This window comes from Winogradskyella helgolandensis (assembly GCF_013404085.1).
In the GTDB taxonomy this organism is placed as follows: domain Bacteria; phylum Bacteroidota; class Bacteroidia; order Flavobacteriales; family Flavobacteriaceae; genus Winogradskyella; species Winogradskyella helgolandensis.
In genome coordinates, this window is record NZ_JABFHO010000001.1 from 3,461,709 (window position 1) to 3,479,838 (window position 18,130).

General features: G+C 33.7%; 16 protein-coding genes. 12 read left to right on the forward strand and 4 right to left on the reverse strand.

Annotation, left to right across the window (positions count from 1 at the left end; translation table 11 throughout):
• Window positions 1–8 precede the first annotated feature (8 nt).
• Genes glgB through HM992_RS14635 form a run of 3 tightly spaced genes read right to left on the reverse strand, consistent with a single transcriptional unit; the run spans window position 9 to window position 4,706 of the window.
• Window positions 9–1,988: a 1,4-alpha-glucan branching protein GlgB gene (gene glgB, locus HM992_RS14625; RefSeq protein ID WP_179320208.1), complete on the reverse strand. Its 1,980-nt coding sequence runs from the start codon at window positions 1,986–1,988 to the stop codon at window positions 9–11.
• Between the two features lie 3 nt (window positions 1,989–1,991).
• Window positions 1,992–3,257, reverse strand: coding sequence for a glucose-1-phosphate adenylyltransferase (locus tag HM992_RS14630; protein WP_178985702.1), 1,266 nt, complete (start codon window positions 3,255–3,257; stop codon window positions 1,992–1,994).
• A 42-nt stretch (window positions 3,258–3,299) separates the two neighbouring features.
• Window positions 3,300–4,706: a glycogen synthase gene (locus HM992_RS14635; RefSeq protein WP_179320209.1), complete on the reverse strand. Its 1,407-nt coding sequence runs from the start codon at window positions 4,704–4,706 to the stop codon at window positions 3,300–3,302.
• Window positions 4,707–4,870: 164 nt separating this feature from the next.
• Between HM992_RS14635 and msrB the strand changes: the two genes are divergently transcribed.
• The 9 genes from msrB (at window position 4,871) to HM992_RS14680 (ending at window position 14,639) form a co-directional block, all read left to right on the forward strand.
• Window positions 4,871–5,356, forward strand: coding sequence for a peptide-methionine (R)-S-oxide reductase MsrB (msrB, locus tag HM992_RS14640; protein ID WP_229720505.1), 486 nt, complete (start codon window positions 4,871–4,873; stop codon window positions 5,354–5,356).
• A gap of 184 nt (window positions 5,357–5,540) precedes the next feature.
• Window positions 5,541–5,999, forward strand: a complete 459-nt coding sequence (gene smpB / locus HM992_RS14645; protein ID WP_178985704.1) for an SsrA-binding protein SmpB — start codon at window positions 5,541–5,543, stop codon at window positions 5,997–5,999.
• Window positions 6,000–6,144: 145 nt separating this feature from the next.
• The gene (locus HM992_RS14650) at window positions 6,145–8,640 is read left to right on the forward strand and encodes a DUF5686 and carboxypeptidase regulatory-like domain-containing protein (protein ID WP_229720506.1); all 2,496 of its coding nucleotides are present in this window, start codon (window positions 6,145–6,147) and stop codon (window positions 8,638–8,640) included.
• A gap of 21 nt (window positions 8,641–8,661) precedes the next feature.
• Window positions 8,662–9,186, forward strand: coding sequence for a DUF4348 domain-containing protein (locus HM992_RS14655; protein WP_179320210.1), 525 nt, complete (start codon window positions 8,662–8,664; stop codon window positions 9,184–9,186).
• A gap of 31 nt (window positions 9,187–9,217) precedes the next feature.
• Window positions 9,218–9,736 (forward strand): hypothetical protein, encoded by a 519-nt coding sequence (locus tag HM992_RS14660; protein ID WP_179320211.1) that lies wholly within the window; start codon window positions 9,218–9,220, stop codon window positions 9,734–9,736.
• Window positions 9,737–9,874: 138 nt separating this feature from the next.
• Entirely contained in the window at window positions 9,875–10,258 is a 384-nt protein-coding gene (locus HM992_RS14665) for a hypothetical protein (protein ID WP_179320212.1), read from the forward strand.
• Between the two features lie 72 nt (window positions 10,259–10,330).
• Window positions 10,331–11,344 (forward strand): TQO small subunit DoxD, encoded by a 1,014-nt coding sequence (locus HM992_RS14670; RefSeq protein WP_179320213.1) that lies wholly within the window; start codon window positions 10,331–10,333, stop codon window positions 11,342–11,344.
• Window positions 11,345–11,508: 164 nt separating this feature from the next.
• The gene (locus HM992_RS14675) at window positions 11,509–12,783 is read left to right on the forward strand and encodes an alpha/beta hydrolase-fold protein (RefSeq protein WP_179320214.1); all 1,275 of its coding nucleotides are present in this window, start codon (window positions 11,509–11,511) and stop codon (window positions 12,781–12,783) included.
• A gap of 14 nt (window positions 12,784–12,797) precedes the next feature.
• The gene (locus HM992_RS14680; RefSeq protein WP_179320215.1) at window positions 12,798–14,639 is read left to right on the forward strand and encodes a Xaa-Pro dipeptidyl-peptidase; all 1,842 of its coding nucleotides are present in this window, start codon (window positions 12,798–12,800) and stop codon (window positions 14,637–14,639) included.
• A gap of 78 nt (window positions 14,640–14,717) precedes the next feature.
• Here HM992_RS14680 and HM992_RS14685 read toward each other — a convergent pair whose 3' ends face one another.
• Entirely contained in the window at window positions 14,718–15,359 is a 642-nt protein-coding gene (locus HM992_RS14685) for a protein-L-isoaspartate(D-aspartate) O-methyltransferase (protein WP_179320216.1), read from the reverse strand.
• Between the two features lie 233 nt (window positions 15,360–15,592).
• Between HM992_RS14685 and HM992_RS14690 the strand changes: the two genes are divergently transcribed.
• From HM992_RS14690 to HM992_RS14700, 3 genes are all read left to right on the forward strand, one after another.
• Window positions 15,593–16,552 carry a Gfo/Idh/MocA family protein gene (locus HM992_RS14690; RefSeq protein ID WP_179320217.1) on the forward strand — a complete coding sequence of 320 codons (960 nt, stop codon included), beginning with the start codon at window positions 15,593–15,595 and terminating at the stop codon, window positions 16,550–16,552.
• Window positions 16,553–16,788: 236 nt separating this feature from the next.
• Entirely contained in the window at window positions 16,789–17,679 is an 891-nt protein-coding gene (locus HM992_RS14695; protein ID WP_179320218.1) for a 3-hydroxyacyl-CoA dehydrogenase family protein, read from the forward strand.
• Between the two features lie 68 nt (window positions 17,680–17,747).
• Window positions 17,748–18,119 (forward strand): four helix bundle protein, encoded by a 372-nt coding sequence (locus HM992_RS14700; protein ID WP_178985714.1) that lies wholly within the window; start codon window positions 17,748–17,750, stop codon window positions 18,117–18,119.
• Window positions 18,120–18,130 lie beyond the last annotated feature (11 nt).

An 18,130-nucleotide genomic window follows, 5' to 3' on the forward strand; every position in this document is an offset into this window, starting at 1 on the left:
ACGATAATCTAACTTGTCTTGGTCTTTCTTGTTTTAATTGTTTTTGTATCGGATTTCGTTTTTGTCTTAGGTTTTACTGCCTTATTATACCTAAAAGCAACCATTCCTAATGGTGGAATATTAATATCTACCGAATGATCTCTATAATGCCAAGCTTCAGCTTTCGTGGTTTTTAATTTATTCTTGTAATCTCCAGATCCATAGTATTTCTTTAAATCACTATTAAAAACTTCTTTAAGCTTCCCTTTTCTTGGTACACCTAATTTGTAATTTTCTTTAGGGTTTGGTGTCATATTACAAGCAATAATCACATCGTCCTTCTCATCATTTCCTTTTCTAATATAGGTAAAAACAGAATTCTGAGAATCACCATAATCTATCCATTCAAAACCTTCTGCTTCAAACTGCTTTTCATACAATGCTGGTTCGTTTTTATAAAGTGTATTCAAATCTTTAACTAATTCTTGTACTCCTTTATGTGGGTCGTATTGCAGTAAATGCCAATCGAGACTAGTTTTAAAATTCCACTCACTACTTTGTCCAAACTCAGAACCTTGAAACAATAAATTGGTCCCAGGATGCGTAAACATATAACTATACAACAATCTTAAGTTAGCAAAACGCTGCCATTCATCACCTGGCATTTTTCCTAAGATAGAAGCTTTTCCGTATACAACTTCATCATGACTTAGTGGCAACATAAAATTCTCTGTAAACGCATAAGTCATTGAGAACGTTAAATCATTTTGATGGAATTGCCTATACACTGGTTCTTTACTAAAATAATCTAGTGTATCATGCATCCAACCCATCATCCATTTCATTCCGAATCCTAAACCTCCCATAAAAACAGGCTTAGACACTAGAGGAAATGCTGTTGATTCTTCTGCAATAGTTTGTACATCTGGAAAGGCCGAATACACAGCTTCATTCATTTCTCTTAAAAATGACATGGCTTCCAGATTTTCTCGTCCACCAAACATGTTTGGCTCCCATTCTCCTTCTTCTCTACTGTAATCTAAAAATAACATGGATGCCACAGCATCTACTCTGAAACCATCAGCATGATATTGATCTAACCAAAAAATGGCATTACTGATTAAAAATGATTTGACTTCGTTACGTCCATAATTAAAAATTAAACTCTTCCAATCTTGGTGGTAGCCTTTTCTTCTATCTGGATGTTCGTAAAGCGCAGAACCATCAAAATAACCAAGTCCATGTGCGTCTTCAGGGAAATGTGATGGTACCCAATCGAGAATAATCCCTATATCGTTCTGGTGTAATTTATCGACTAATAGTTTGAATTCTTCAGGATAGCCAAAACGTGATGTTGGTGCAAAGTAACCCGTCACCTGGTAACCCCAAGAAGGATCATAAGGAAATTCCATAATTGGCATTAACTCTACATGCGTAAAATTCATCTCTTTTACATAATTGACCAAGTCATCAGCCAACTCTACATAAGACATAAATCGATTCTCTTCAACCTGTTTTTTCCAAGAACCTAAATGCACTTCATAAACAGAAAATGGTGCGTCTAAAGCGTTGTTCTTTTTACGCTTTTTCATCCATTTGGTATCCTTCCATTTATAGTGATCATCCCAAACAATTGATGCTGTTTGTGGATTATGTTCTGCACGTCTTGCGTAAGGATCTGCTTTTTCAGTTTTTATATCATTGTTGCTACTAAGAATCTTGTACTTGTACTTGCTGCCTTTTCCTGCACCAGGAATAAAACCTTCCCAAATTCCGCTAGAATCCCAGCGAACATTTAATTTATGCTCGCCTTCAGTCCAATAATTAAAATCCCCAATTACAGATACCATTTTTGCACTTGGTGCCCAAACAGCAAAGTAAACACCTTCTACTCCATCTATAGTAGTAATGTGAGATCCAAATTTCTCATATAAACGATAGTGCTTTCCAGACTTAAAAAGATCTACATCAAAATCTGTGAAACGACTATATGCTATAACTTCTGCCATATATTAAAGTACAAACCCTTTAGGAATAACTGCACCTTTTTTAATAACTACAATACCTTCTTTAATAACATAATTTTCTGTTTCTGTATCTTCAAGATGAGGACCTCCATTGATTCTTACATCATCTCCAATTCTAACATTTTTATCGATAATGGTATTTTTAATGAAGCAGCGTTCACCTATTCCTACAAGAATTTCAGTATTATTTTTATTGATACCTTCTAATGATTCATAATCATCATTACCCATCATATAGGTATTAATAATCGTAGAATCTTTACCGATTCGAGAACGAATACCAATCACAGATTTCTCTATTTTAGCTGCTCCAATTATACAGCCTTCTGATACTACGGCTTTATCTAAACTAGTCCCTGAAATCTTAGAGGTAGGAAGTATACGCGCATTTGTATATACACGTTGCTTAGAATCGTAAAGATTGAATTGAGGTATATCGTCAGTTAGACCGATGTTTGCTTCAAAAAATGAATCTATATTTCCAATATCTGTCCAATACCCTTCAAACGGATAACTCACCGTTTTATATTTAGAGATAGACTGTGGAATAATTTCTTTTCCAAAATCCACAGTGCTTTCATCTGCCATAAGCTTAATTAGCAACTCTCTATTGAAAACGTATATGCCCATCGATCCTAAATATTCTCGACCTTGATTTCGCATTTCTTCACCAACATCAGATTTCCAATCAACTAATAAATCCGAAGATGGTTTTTCAATAAACGACGTGATGACGTTTTCCTCATTAGATTTTAAAATTCCAAATGACGTTGCATCTTTGGCGTTTACAGGATATGTTGCCACAGAAATATCTGCATTACTTTCTATATGCTTTTGAATAATGTCATTATAATCCATTTGATACAATTGATCTCCGGATAAAATTAGGGCATATTCAAATTCGTGTTGCAGAAAATGATCCATACTTTGTCTCACTGCATCAGCTGTACCTTGAAACCACTTATCACTTTTAATAGTTTGCTCCGCAGCAAGTACATCTACAAATGCAGAACTAAAAAAACTAAAATGATACGTGTTTTTAATATGTCTATTTAGAGAGGCAGAATTAAACTGCGTTAAGACATACATACGCTTCATATCAGAATTTATACAGTTTGAAATTGGTATATCTACTAATCTATATTTACCAGCTATTGGCACTGCAGGTTTGGAACGTTTTTCTGTTAATGGATATAATCGAGACCCTTGGCCTCCTCCTAGTATAATTGACAATACTTTATCGTTTATCATAGTTCTTGTTTAATTAAAATTAGCTTCGTTTTATTTAGTTATTTAGGTTATTGAATTATATAAGTCAATATAGGCTTTCGCTGAGACCTTCCAAGAGTGGTCGATACTCATAATATGTTTTCGGTTGGCTTTAAAATCTTTTTGATTATTATAGAACTCTTTTCCTCTATTTATTGAATACACAATATCTTGAATAGATACTTCATTATGACAAATACCAAAACCATGATCACCTATATCTATTACCGTGTCTTTTAAACCTCCAATGCGTCTTACGACAGGCACTGTTCCGTATCTTAGAGAATACATTTGGTTTAGTCCGCACGGCTCTACACGCGATGGCATTAATAAAAAGTCTGCTCCTGCATAAATGATATGTGAAAGCTTTTCATCATAACCGATGTAGGCATTATAATGTCCGCTATGCCTTGGTATAAGTTCAAACAATTGGCGCTCTGTATCCTTAGATCCAGATCCTAAAACAATGACTGACACATCTTTAGAACGCAACGCATAGTCTAGTGCATAAGGCAAAAGCTCGGCTCCTTTTTCACCTACTAAACGCCCAATAAAGGCAAATAAAGGTTTACTTTCATCTAAATTAAATTGTGAGCATAACCATTTTTTATTCGCTTTTTTACCAACTTCAACTGTTGCTTTTTTATAATTCTTTATAATATATTTATCAGTCTCTGGATTCCATACTTCAGAATCTATACCATTTAAAATACCTACAGCCTTAAAATTTTCATGAGACAACAATGACTCTAGTCCATTAGCGCTATATTTTAATTCTTCCATGTAACTTGGGGAAACCGTAGTCACACGCCAAGCACATTTTATAGCTGCTGCTAATGGGTTAATCATACCTTCCCACATTAATAGGCCTACCTTTTCAATATTAAATTGTGGAATCTTATACAAGTTATCATACGCCATCCATCCTTGATATTGTGCATTATGAATAGTCGTAATAACAGGAATTTTATTTAAAGACTCGTACTTATAACTTTCTTGAGCCATAAACGGAATTAAGCCTGTGTGATGGTCATGACAATGAATAAAGTTAGGTTTCTCTTCCAAAGTTAGTATCCAATCTAAAACGGCTATTTGAAATGCTAAAAAGCGATTAGTATCATTATCAGTGTAAACACTTTCCGTATAAAGTAAATCACCAATATGAATAAAGAAAATATCGAATTCTAAAATATTAGAATCTTCAATTTTTAAAATATTATAATGTAATTCTTGATTACCCAATCTCAAATTAGATTCGTAAACGGATGTGAATTTATGTGATTGCGTAAACTTATTGTTATAAAAAGGCATTATCACAGCACTATTAGCACCAATTTCATTTTGGTACTTAGGTAAAGCGCCTACAACATCAGCCAAACCACCTACTTTAGCAATTGGGTAACATTCTGCACTTATATGAAATATTTTCATTGACATTTATAAACTTATTGTTGTTGCTGTTAAATTTAACAATAATTAAAATAAATTCACGCATTATTTTGGATGTAATTTAAAAATAACATTGACAATACATTGTAATGAATTATACATCATATCGACTAAACCCATAAAGAATAATTTAAAAAAATTAGATTTTGAAAAAGATAGCATTAATAATGATTATTAGTTTGTTTTTCAGCTGTAATAGTTCAGCTCAAAAAACGGAAACTAAAACTAAAGAAACCTTTGATATTACAAAAACGGAAGCCGAATGGAAAGCGCAACTCTCAGCAGAACAATATCATGTTTTAAGAGAAGCGGGAACTGAACGTCCTTTTTCTAGCCCTTTAGATAAAAATTACGAAAAAGGTGTTTACCATTGTGCCGCTTGCGACACACCGCTTTTTAAAAGTGAGCACAAATTTGATTCTGGCACAGGTTGGCCAAGTTTTGACCGTGTAATTGAGGGTAATGTTGCCTTTGGAACAGATACCAAAATTGGTTATACTAGAGATGAAGAACACTGTGCAACTTGTGGAGGACATTTAGGACATGTATTTAATGATGGCCCAAGAGAAACCACAGGCAAACGTCATTGCATTAATGGAGATGCGTTGAAGTTTGTTCCTGCTGAAGGATAAGCTTCTCCAAATAAATACAATTTATTTTTAGAAATTAAATGTTTCGTTACGCACGTATGCCCTTTCTTAAAATGGCCTCTGTATAACGAAACATACAATAGTTGTGCTGCGTTCTATAAGCATTAAACTTTTTTGTGTACTTCGACCCTCAAACTTCTATCTTACTTTGTTATCTTTGCCTCCCATGCAAAAAAAGGTTAACATATTAAACAAGAAGGCCAAATTTCAGTACGAAATATTAGATAAATATACGGCTGGAATTGTACTTACAGGAACTGAGATTAAATCCATAAGATCTAGCCAAGCATCTATTGCTGAAAGTTTTTGTGAATTTAATGACAAGGGTGAATTGTTTGTTATTAATATGACGGTTGAAGAATACAAATATGGTACCTATTACAACCACAGACCAAAAGCCGAACGTAAACTTTTACTTAATAAAAAAGAGCTTAAAAAACTGAAGAAAGAAATGGATGTAAAAGGTAATGCTATCATTCCTTTAAAATTATTTCTTAACGACAGAGGTTTGGCTAAGCTTATTATTGGATTAGGGAAAGGTAAAAAACTCTACGATAAACGCGAGACCATTAAAGATCGTGACAATAAGCGAAACTTAGATCGTATCAAAAAAGATTTCCGATAACTTTAAGATTGCTATAACTTTTCTACAACAAATTTTAGTCTAAGTTTGACATGAGCTAGGCAACCATTTCATTTTTATTTGCTTCTAAATAAATAATAACGATTAATATTCGTTTTATTTTTGATTCATTTAATCTTTGGAATCTATGCCTTTATATATCATCAATCAAATCAATATGACTAAAAAACTACTCAGTATCTTCCTAATTGTTTTCACTACGCTAGTTTCTGCACAAATCAAAGGAAATATTACAGACCATAACAACGAACCGCTTCCATTTGTAAATATCTTAATCGAGAATACTTACAAAGGTACTACGAGCAATGATGACGGTTATTATGAACTCAATATTTCAACACCAAAAACTTATACTATTGTATATAGTTATCTCGGCTATAAAACGGTAAAAAAGACCATTACGATAGAAAAATTCCCGTTTGAATTAGATATCATTTTAGTAGAAGAATCAGTATCGCTCAACGAAGTTGTAATCGACTCTGAAAACGATCCAGCAATAGCCATAATGCGCCAAGCCATTGAACAACGAAAAGCCAATCTTGAAAAGATTAATTCATTTAAGGCCGATTTCTATTCTAGAGGCTTAATTAAAATTAAGGATGCACCCGAAAAAATAATGGGTCAAGATGTTGGTGATTTAGGAGGTGGCTTAGATTCCACAAGAAGCGGAATCATCTATTTATCGGAAACCATTTCTAAAATTCAGTTTCTGAATCCTGATAAGCTTAAAGAAAACATTACAGCATCAAAAATTAGTGGAGATAGCAACGGCTTTAGCTTTAATAGTGCTTTAGATGTAGACTTTAATTTTTATAATAACACCATTCGTTTTGGTAATGAAATTGTTTCTCCTATTGCTAATAATGCTTTTAATTATTACCGCTACAAGCTTGAAGGTATTTTTTACGACGACAGAGGAAACCTCATAAACAAAGTAAAAGTTATACCCAAACGTAAAAATGACCCTGTATTTTCTGGCTTCATTTATATTGTGGAAGATCAGTGGGATATTTTTGCTATTGAATTAGATATTACTGGTGTTCAAGCACGTATTCCTATGGTAGATGTCATTTCTCTGCAACAGAGTTTTTCGTATTCTGAATCAGATGATATCTGGGCTCAAATTTCGCAAAGTATCAATTTTAAATATGCACTTTTCGGCATTAAAGGTGAAGGTCGTTTTACGGCAGTTTACAGTAATTACGAATTTAATACTGGCCTTACTAGAAAAGATTTTAGTCGCGAAATTGTGGCTTTCGAAAAAGAAGCCAACAAGAAAGATTCTATATTCTGGAATGCTATTAGACCTGTGCCTTTAACTGCTGAGGAACGTACCGATTATATAAAAAAAGATAGTATTCAAATTCTACGCGAGTCTAAACCATACTTAGATTCTATAGATGCTGTAAGAAACAAATTCAAACTAGGAAGTATCTTAGGCTATACCTATCAAAATTCTCATAAAGATTATCGCTTAGGTTATGACATTCCATTGCTAGGAGTGCAATTTAATACCGTTCAAGGTTATACGGCTAATGCCAATGTGTTTTACACAAAGAATTATGACGATTTTAAACGCTTTTTTAGAGCTAGTGGAAATATTCAATATGGATTTTCTGATGAACGTTTACGTGCAACAGTTGCGTTATTGTATAAATTCAACAGTATTAGTAATTCCTTTTTAAGGGTCTCTGGTGGAGTTTCTGCAGAACAATTTAATCCATCCAATCCTATTTCTCCATTAATCAACTCCGTAAGCACACTCTTTTTTGAAGATAATTACATGAAGCTATATGACAAGAGTTATGTTGCTTTAAATTATTCGGAAGAACTATTTAACGGCTTCAGATTATATACAGGTGTAAGTTACGAAAGACGAAAAGCACTTTTCAACACTACAGACCAAACATTTATTAATGAAGAGAACGATGTATATACGAGTAACAATCCACTAGATGAAACTGCTTTTGGAATTGCCCCTTTTCAAACCCATAATATTATTAAAGCGAATATTGATGCCAGAATCAATTTTGGGCAAGAATATTTGAGTTATCCTGATGCTAAATACAATGTTGGTAACGACGATTACCCAACCCTGTACTTAGGTTACGAAAAAGGATTTGGCGCCACCAATAGCGATTATAATTTTGATAAAATTAAAGCAAGCCTTATACAATCGTTTAATGTAAAAGACAAAGGTCGATTGATGTACAATCTAAAGGCCGGCACCTTTTTTAATGCCGATGATATGGCCTTTATGGATTACCAACATTTTAATGGTAACCAAACGCACGTTAGCACAGTAGGGAATTATACCAATGTATTCAACAATTTAGATTATTATGCGGCGAGCACCAATGATTCCTATTTTGAAGCACATGTAGAACACGATTTTAACGGCTTTTTACTCGGGAAAATGCCATTATTAAATAAGTTGAATTTTAACTTAGTCATTGGCGCACATGTATTAGCCACACCAGATTTTAAACCGCATCAGGAATATTCCGTTGGTATTGATAATATCGGTTGGGGAAAATGGAGATTCTTAAGAGTTGATTATTTGCGCTCTTACCAAAGCGGATTTCAGAGTGATGCTATTGTGTTTGGTTTGAAATTCTTTTAATTTTATAAGAAATAAAATGCGATGAAAAAATCCCTATTTCTAATTTTTGTTATTTGTATATTTAATTGCGAATCTAAAACAACTAATGAAAGGACTAATTTAAATCACACAATAGACAGTCTTAAAGTAGAACTTTTAAACGCTAATAATATTATAAATTCACTTAAAGGAGAAGCTAACAAAATAATAGAACCTAAATACAATAATGAAAATTTTGATTCTTTCTTTTGGAGTTTTATGACTGACTCCACTTTTCAAATGAATCGAATAAAGTTTCCACTCACTTATATAACATGGAAAGATGATTTAGGTGGACCTATTGATACTCTATCATTACCTAAAAACAAATGGAAATACAATTCATTTTATATAAATACAGCTAGTGAAAGAACCCAAATATATGATAACTTTGATTTAATTTTACGACCGACAAACGAACGTGTTATTCATTGGTATGGGGTTGAAACAGGAGGTGATTCCAAATACTATTTTGAAGGCAAAAACGGAAAATGGTATTTAGTACAAAAAGAGCAACTTGGGGACTAAATTAATAAATAAGCCAATCTAAAAAATTAATATGAAAACAAAAACCACACTACTTTTATTTCTTATCACGGTAAGTATTTCAGCTCAAGAAAAGATAGATTATTCTAGCAAAGTCACCACCATAGATAGTACCATAGCGACCTTATACTCCGTAATTTCCGGGAACAAAGGAGAAGCGCGAAATTGGGACCTATTTAAGCATTTATTCAGAGAAGATGCTAAACTTATTCCAATAGGAAAAAAAGATAAAAAAATAACGGTGCGTTACATGTCTACAGAAGATTATATTAAAACTTCTGGACAATGGTTAGTCGATAATGGCTTTCATGAAGTTGAAATAAAACGAGAAACACAAACTTTTGGAGACTTTGCACACGTTTTTAGTACTTACGAATCTTACAAAAACAAAGACGACGAACAACCATTTATGCGCGGTATTAATAGTATTCAATTATTTAATGATGGCACGCGTTGGTGGATTATTAATTTATATTGGAAACAAGAATCTAAAGAAGTTCCTATTCCTGAAGCTTATTTACCTAAACAATAGTTTAAATAGTACCTTATGTCAGTTCGAGTTAATTTCAAGAGGTACAAAAGAAATTTGTATCGAGAACCTTGATACCCTTTTTCCAACAATTAACATTTTTTTTAAAAATTGTAAAATTGTAAATAGCATATTTGCGAAGTGAAAATTTCAAACTACATAAAACAGCTGACCTCTATCCTATCCATAATTGGGTTGGTTGTCCTATTGATTTTTTCCCCTTGTAAAGTCCGAAATTCTATTCAAGAGGTTTTTGAAACTCCCAAAACAGAAGTTTCAAACAAAAGCATATCGTCTCTAAAAAATGGCAGTTGTGATATTTCTACAGATACAGAAACGATAATTTCAACAGCTAATCAGAGCCTTCAACTTTCGAAAGCTATTTTAATAAAGCACAAGCAATTTAATATTAAAACGGCTTCACTTGCTGATAGACCTATAACACAATATTACAATGCTAGAGCCGAAATTCCGCCTTTAGCTCCTTACTATATTCTCTTTCAAAATAATAAAGCATATCTATAACTAATTTTCTTCACACCTAAGTCTAGCATTCTAGCTAGTAGAAAATTATTACTCAAATTATAGATATACAACATGAATTTACATATTAAAAACGATTCGGGTTTCTTAGCCCTTGCAGTCAGAATGGTCATTGGTTGGACGTATTTTTCTGCATTTTTTAGACGCACCATTTTAGCCAACAAATTAGATCCAGAATTACCTGGTTATATTGGAGAAAAATTTAACCATTTCCTCCCCAACGCTTTAGGCATAAAACCTATTATTCAATATTTGGTAGAAAATCCAGATATACTCTATTATAATATGGTGGCTTTTACTATAATTGAAGGTATTGTTGGTTTGTTTATCATATTCGGATTATTCACCAGATTAATGAGTATTGGAGTCTTTGGATTGGCCATGGGAATCCTTTTAGGTTCGGGTTGGATTGGCACAACGTGCTTAGATGAATGGCAAATTGGAGTGCTTGGTATAGCCACTGGTTTTGTTTTATTCCTAACAGGAAGCGGACGATTTTCTTTAGATAATTATTTAATGAATAAGAATGTCGCTTTCACTAAAAAGAAATGGTTTGCTTGGTTAGGTTCTGGCTTACATCCTATTAAAGACAATCTATTTGGTAAAGTTGTAATTGTGGGTTCATTTTTTATATTAGGACTAACCCTCTATACAAATCAAGTGTTTCATGGTGGACTTTGGGGAACTTTGCACAACAAATCTGTAAAACCTAAACTTGAAATTACGGAAGGAAAATTGGATAAAAACGGACTTTCTTTTGATGTTTTTAGAGTTGAAGGTGTTGATGTTTATGGAGCTTGGATTATTGGAATAGAACTTAAAGATAAGAACGGCAATGTGGTTACAAACTATACTCAAAATCAGTTGGCCAACTTACCTGAACATGTTATAGATAATTATTATATCGCAAAAATTAAATCCGGAAAGCACAGTTTAATTGTGCCTTTAGGTGCAAAAGCTAAACTAAAATTGAATACGTCTACCATTCTGAATTTACCAAGAGGGACTTACACTTTAAAAATGACTGATATTAGTGGAGCTAGCTGGGAACGTCAAATAACTAAATAGTAAATTTAAAATAACAACTCCTAAAATTGTGGCTTTTCGCTATTCGTTTTAGGAGTTTTAGGAGTTTTAGGAGTTTTATTTTCAAAAAACAAATCTCAGATTTAAGTGATGTTTATTTTTAAGTGTTTATTTTTATGGCAATCACTAAATGACACCAAGCTTCCATGCCGAAATTTAAAAATCAAATCCTTATTATCTTAGTTTTGGCTAGTGTTTCATGTATACAACATAAAAAGAAAGATATATTAGAAAAATCATCTGCGACTTCAAACTCGGGACTCCAACTAGGTATAATAGATACAATATATTCCAAAATGCTCAACCAAGAGCGAGAACTTATTATCTATATTCCGGAGAGCGCAAAAGACCCTAACAGGAAAAGAAAACAGTATCCAGTAGTTTATTTGTTGGATGGTCGTTATAATTTTGTTCCGTTTGTGGGAATGCTGAAACAGTATAGTGAAATGCATGATACTAAAATCCTACCTGAAATGATTGTAGTAGGCATATCTAATATTAATAATGAAAGCCGAATGATGGATTTCTCTCCAACTACAGCCCGAAAACCAAAACAGTTTGGAGGAGGATCTCAGTTTCTAGAATTTATAAAAACTGAACTATTTCCTTATATAGAGCAAAATTATTCAGGTGCTCAACACCGAACAATTATTGGACACTCTTTTGGAGGTTTAGTCGTTATGCATGCGCTAACCAAGCATCCCGAAATGTTTGATAATTATTTATTGATAGATGGCAGTCTTTATTTTGACAATAACCTTTTCCTAAACAATCCAACTTATAGTTTAAAGGGAAAGCATTTTCAAAATAAAAATCTTTATATAGCTATTGCAAATACGGCCACTTATGGAAGTAATCTAGAAAGTATAAAAAAAGACACCATTAACGCTAATAAATATGTGCGTCATTCCTTAGACCTTGTTGATCAAATAAATTATTCTGATACGAACTTGAATATGGGTTGGAAATATTATAATAACGATACTCACGGAAGTACGGCATATTTAGCTCAACTAGACGGTTTACGTTTTTTTTATTCTTGGTTTGAATTTAAAGAAGAGCACAAATACCGTAGCAAATTTTTTGTACCCGAAACTAGTGATGATCACTTTGCTAGTTTAACAAAAAAACATTTTAATAGGGTATCACAAAATTTAGGTTATACGTTTAAACCTGATAAAAATTGGGTTAGTAGTAATGCTAGTATGCTGCTTAACTATCATAAATTACCTGAACAAGCACGTGAAAATTATGAACTTAATATTGAATATTATCCCAATAGACCGAGCGTTTTTAAAGATTTAGCTGACTTTTACTTATTACAAAACGATACTGTTCACGCAAAAAAATACTATACTAAAACTCTTGAATTAGAAAATAATCCTAATGTTCAGAGTATCTTAACAGCACTAGAAAATTAAAAATCCATTGAATTATGATCATCTCACCAAAATCCATTTCAACTTTAATTATTGCGTTGTCAATTTCAATCATAAGTTGCGCCCAAAACACCACAGAAAAAACAACACCTATTTTTAAAGATGGAGAAGCTCAAATTGTTGAAGCTTTTAGTAATACCAATAAATGGATTCGACACGATTTATGGGTCGAAACAGAATTTGACACTGATGGAGATGGCAAACCAGATCGTATGCATGTCGCCGTAACGCGACCAGAGCAAACAGAAACTGAAGATCTAAAACTACCAATAATCTATGTTACTAGCCCTTATTTTGCAGGAGTTGCTGCAGATTTACCAGGAGTGATGTGGGATGTTGAAATAGAATTAGGAGAATCGGCAAAAGAACGCGTTCATCCTGAAGTCACCAGAAGAGGTCACCGACCAATTATTTCTAATTCGCACTTAAGAAAATGGGTACCTAGAGGTTATATCGTAGTTCATTCTTCATCACCAGGAACTGGTTTATCTGATGGAGCACCAACTATAGGAGGAGAAAATGAATCTTTAGCTCCAAAAGCAGTAATCGATTGGTTGTGTGGCAGAGCGAAAGGTTACACCGAACGTGAAGGTAGCGAAGAGATTAAAGCTTATTGGTCTACAGGAAAAGTGGGAATGACTGGCACATCCTATAACGGCACTTTACCTCTAGCAGCTGCAACGACAGGAGTTGAAGGTTTAGAAGCTATTATTCCTATTGCGCCAAATACCTCGTATTATCATTATTACCGTTCTAATGGCTTAGTACGTTCGCCTGGTGGTTATTTAGGTGAAGATATTGATGTCCTTTATGATTTTGTACATAGTGGGAAAGAAGAAAACAGGCCATACAATAACGAAACCATAAGAGATACCGAAATGAAAAACGGTATGGATAGAGAAACTGGCGATTATAATGAATTTTGGGAAGGACGAGATTACTTAAACCAAATGGATAACATGAAAGCTGCTTTATTGATGTCTCATGGTTTTAACGATTGGAATGTGATGCCTGTGCATAGTTACCGCATTTACAAAGCCGCAAAAGAAAAAGGCTTACCAACTCAGATTTACTATCACCAAAATGGCCATGGTGGACCACCTCCAACGTCTATGATGAATAAATGGTTTACAAAGTATCTTCATGGTATTGACAATGGTGTTGAGAACGCGGAGAATAAATCTTATATTGTTAGAGAATATGATGATCCACAAGAACCAACAGCTTATAAAGATTATCCAAATCCTGAAGCTTCAGATGTTTCTTTAAATTTAACATATGGCGGCACATCCATTGGTGGCTTAACACTGAACAAAGTTCCGGTGGCAGGCGAAATGCTTTCAGATGACGCCTCAATTTCAGGAAGTGAACTTGCACAAGCTACAAATTCAAAAAACAGATTACTATATGTTACTCCTAAATTGAAAGAAGATCTTCACATTTCTGGTGTCCCACAAGTCACCATTACATTAGCCAGCAGTAAACCAGCAGCCAATTTATCGGTTTGGTTGGTCTCGTTACCTTGGCAAGAAGGGAAAGATGTAAAGATTACGGATAACATCATTACAAGAGGTTGGGCAGACCCTAAAAATCATAAATCGCTATCTAAAGAGGAAAATTTAGTCATAGGAAAAGATTATACGATAACTTTCGATTTACAACCTGATGATCAAATTATAAAAGCAGGACAACAAATTGGCTTAATGATATTTTCAAGCGACAAAGAATTTACATTACATCCAAAACCAGGTACTGAACTGATGATACATTTAGGAAGTACTCAATTGAAATTACCAATTGTTGGTGGAGATGATGCTTATACGAAGGCTACGGACTAGCATTTCCTGGCGTCAGTTCGAGTGAATTTTAAGAGGCACGAAGAAAATTTGTATCGAGAACCAATGTTAGATCACAAACTAATTTTTGTCCTCTAACATCGGTACAAATCTGAAATCACCAAATTCATGTTTTTCAAATTCTTTTGGTCCTTTTCTAATAAACATCGTCATCACTTGTACATCATCTCCAACAGGAATCACAAGACGTCCTCCAATAGCTAATTGACTCAATAAAGGGTTAGGTACATAAGGTGCACCTGCTGTTACAATAATACTTTGAAACGGAGCCTCAACGGGCAAACCTTTATAACCATCGCCAAATATGAGACTTTTTGCTCTGTAACCCAACTTAGGTAAAAATTTAGACGTCTTTTTAAAGAGTTCTTGTTGACGCTCAATACTATACACCTTTGCTCCCAATTCTAATAACACAGCGGTTTGATAACCACTACCAGTTCCTATTTCTAAAACTTTATCACCAGGTTTTACTTGTAATAATTCAGATTGAAACGCTACCGTATAGGGTTGAGAAATGGTTTGGTCTGCAGCAATAGGAAACGCTTTATCTTGGTAAGCATGATCTATAAAACTAGAATCCATAAAGAAATGTCTAGGAATTTTACCAATGGCTTTTAAGACACCTTTATCTTTAATGTCTTTATTAATCAGTGTATCAACAAGTTTTAGACGCATCCCTTGATGCTTAAATGTATCTTTCAAAGCGTAGTTTAGTTTCCGTAAAAATAGCTCAAAGAAAAGCAAAATCCAACCTCAAAAAGTTCAAATTATTAAAACAAAATTTCAAATTCTAATTTATATCTTAGAAACAATCTTTTAAGGGATCAGTATCTGTTTTCCTTCTGAAATATTCACTTATCAATTTCGCAGTATTTTATATTTTCTTTTTTCAATTTCTGAGCGAAAACGACTATTTTTGTTAAAAACAGAAAAACATGCTAAAAGCGGGAGTTCTCGGTGCTGGTCACCTTGGTAAAATTCATTTAAGATTACTTAATCAATCCAATAAATATGACCTGGTCGGTTTTTACGATGCAGATGCTGAAAATGCAAAACGTGTTGTAGAAGAATTTGGGTATACCTATTTTGATTCCATAGATGATTTAATCGATGCTGTAGATATTGTTGATATTGTCACTCCTACCCTTTCCCATTATGATTGTGCGAAACAAGCCATTAAAAAAGGGAAACATATCTTTATAGAAAAGCCAATTACAAATACCGTTGAGGAAGCCGAAACTATTAGAACTTTGGTGGCAGAACACGGAGTAAAAGGTCAGGTTGGTCATGTAGAGCGTTTTAACCCTGCTTTTATTGGAGTGAAAGATCAGATTAAAAACCCGATGTTTATTGAATGTCACAGACTTGCTGAATTTAATCCTCGAGGTACAGATGTACCTGTGGTTTTGGATTTAATGATTCATGATATAGATATTATTCTTTCGGTGGTTAAATCACCTGTAAAACATATTTCTGCAAGTGGAGTTTCAGTCGTAAGTGAAACACCAGATATTGCGAATGCACGTATAGAATTCAAAAATGGCTGTGTAGCAAATTTAACAGCGAGTAGAATTTCATTAAAGAACATGCGTAAAACACGCTTCTTTCAAAGAGATGCGTACATCTCAGTCGATTTTTTAGAAAAGAAATGTGAAGTGGTTAAAATGAAAGATGCTCCAGAACAACCTGGTGATTTTGATATGATTCTTCAAAATGCAGAAGGCATTAAAAAACAAATCTATTTCGATAATCCAGATATAGCCAACAATAATGCTATTTTAGATGAACTCGAAACATTTGCTGATGCCATTACTAACAACACAAAACCGATTGTAACGTTACATGATGGTACTGAGGCCTTACGTGTAGCCAACATGATTATTAATCAGTTTTAAAATCCAAAAGAGGCCCTTCCTTATCCCTTCCCAGAAGGAAGGAGATACTCGTACGAATCACTCAAACCCTTAAAAGAAATAGTAAATTAGACATAAATTAACATAACATTTTCCTTTCGTAGCCTGTGCTAAGCGCAGTCGAAGTAGAAAGGATTAAGGATAGAAAACAAAATTCTCATTTCGCCCGAGTAAGAATTCCTTCCCTTTGGGAAGGTTAGGATGGGCTTTTTAAAATTATGAAAAACATAGCAGTTATAGGTGCAGGAACCATGGGAAATGGTATTGCGCATACCTTTGCACAATCTGGATTTAACGTTCAACTTATTGATATTAGTGAAGCTTCCCTAAAACGAGGGATGGATACCATTTCTCGAAATTTAGATAGAATGGTCGCTAAAGAAAAAATAAGCGAGGATGATAAATCGACTACTTTAGGAAACATTACAACATTCACAAGTACTGAAGACGGTGTAAAAAATGCTGATTTAGTCGTTGAAGCAGCCACAGAAAACATCGATTTAAAATTAACAATATTTAAACAACTCGACGAGGTTTGTGATGAAAACACCATTTTAGCAACTAATACCTCCTCTATTTCAATTACTCAAATTGCAGCCGTAACATCACGACCAGAAAAAGTTATAGGCATGCACTTTATGAACCCTGTACCAATTATGAAATTGGTAGAAATCATTAGAGGTTATAGCACTAGTGATGACGTCACAACAACTATTATGGAGCTCTCAAAAACTTTAGGTAAAGTACCAACAGAAGTTAACGATTATCCAGGTTTTGTTGCCAACCGTATTTTAATGCCAATGATCAACGAATCTATTGAAACCCTTTACAATGGAGTTGCAGGTGTTGAAGAGATTGATACCGTAATGAAATTAGGAATGGCACATCCAATGGGACCGTTACAACTTGCTGATTTTATTGGTTTAGATGTTTGTTTATCTATTCTTAATGTGATGTACGATGGCTTTAAGAATCCAAAATACGCACCTTGTCCTCTATTAGTTAATATGGTAATGGCAGGAAAATTAGGTGTGAAATCTGGAGAAGGGTTTTATGATTATGCTGAAAGTCGGAAGGCTGAGAAGGTCTCTAAGCAATTCTTTAAGTAAACAGTGGTCAGTCGTCAGTGGTCAGTGGTCAGTAAATTGAAGATATGCTTATTGAACAATAAAACATTATGAAATTTCAAGATTTACTTGCTTATAAGAAAGGATTTGATTTGGCTATGAAAATATTGAATGTATCGAAATCTTTTCCTAAGGAAGAGACCTATTCATTAACTGATCAAATTAGACGTTCTTCACGAAGTGTTTGTGCAAATATGGCAGAAGCATATAGAAAACGCCTTTATCCAAAACATTTCATAAGTAAATTAACAGATTGTGATGCTGAAAATTCAGAAACGCAAACATGGTTAGAATTTTCTTTAGCATCAAATTATATTAGTACAGAACAATTTAATGAACTCACAGAACAAAGTATTGAAGTAGGAAAACTTATAAATTACATGATTCGAAATCCAGAAAAATTTGGATCTCAAAAAATCTAAATTTACTGAAT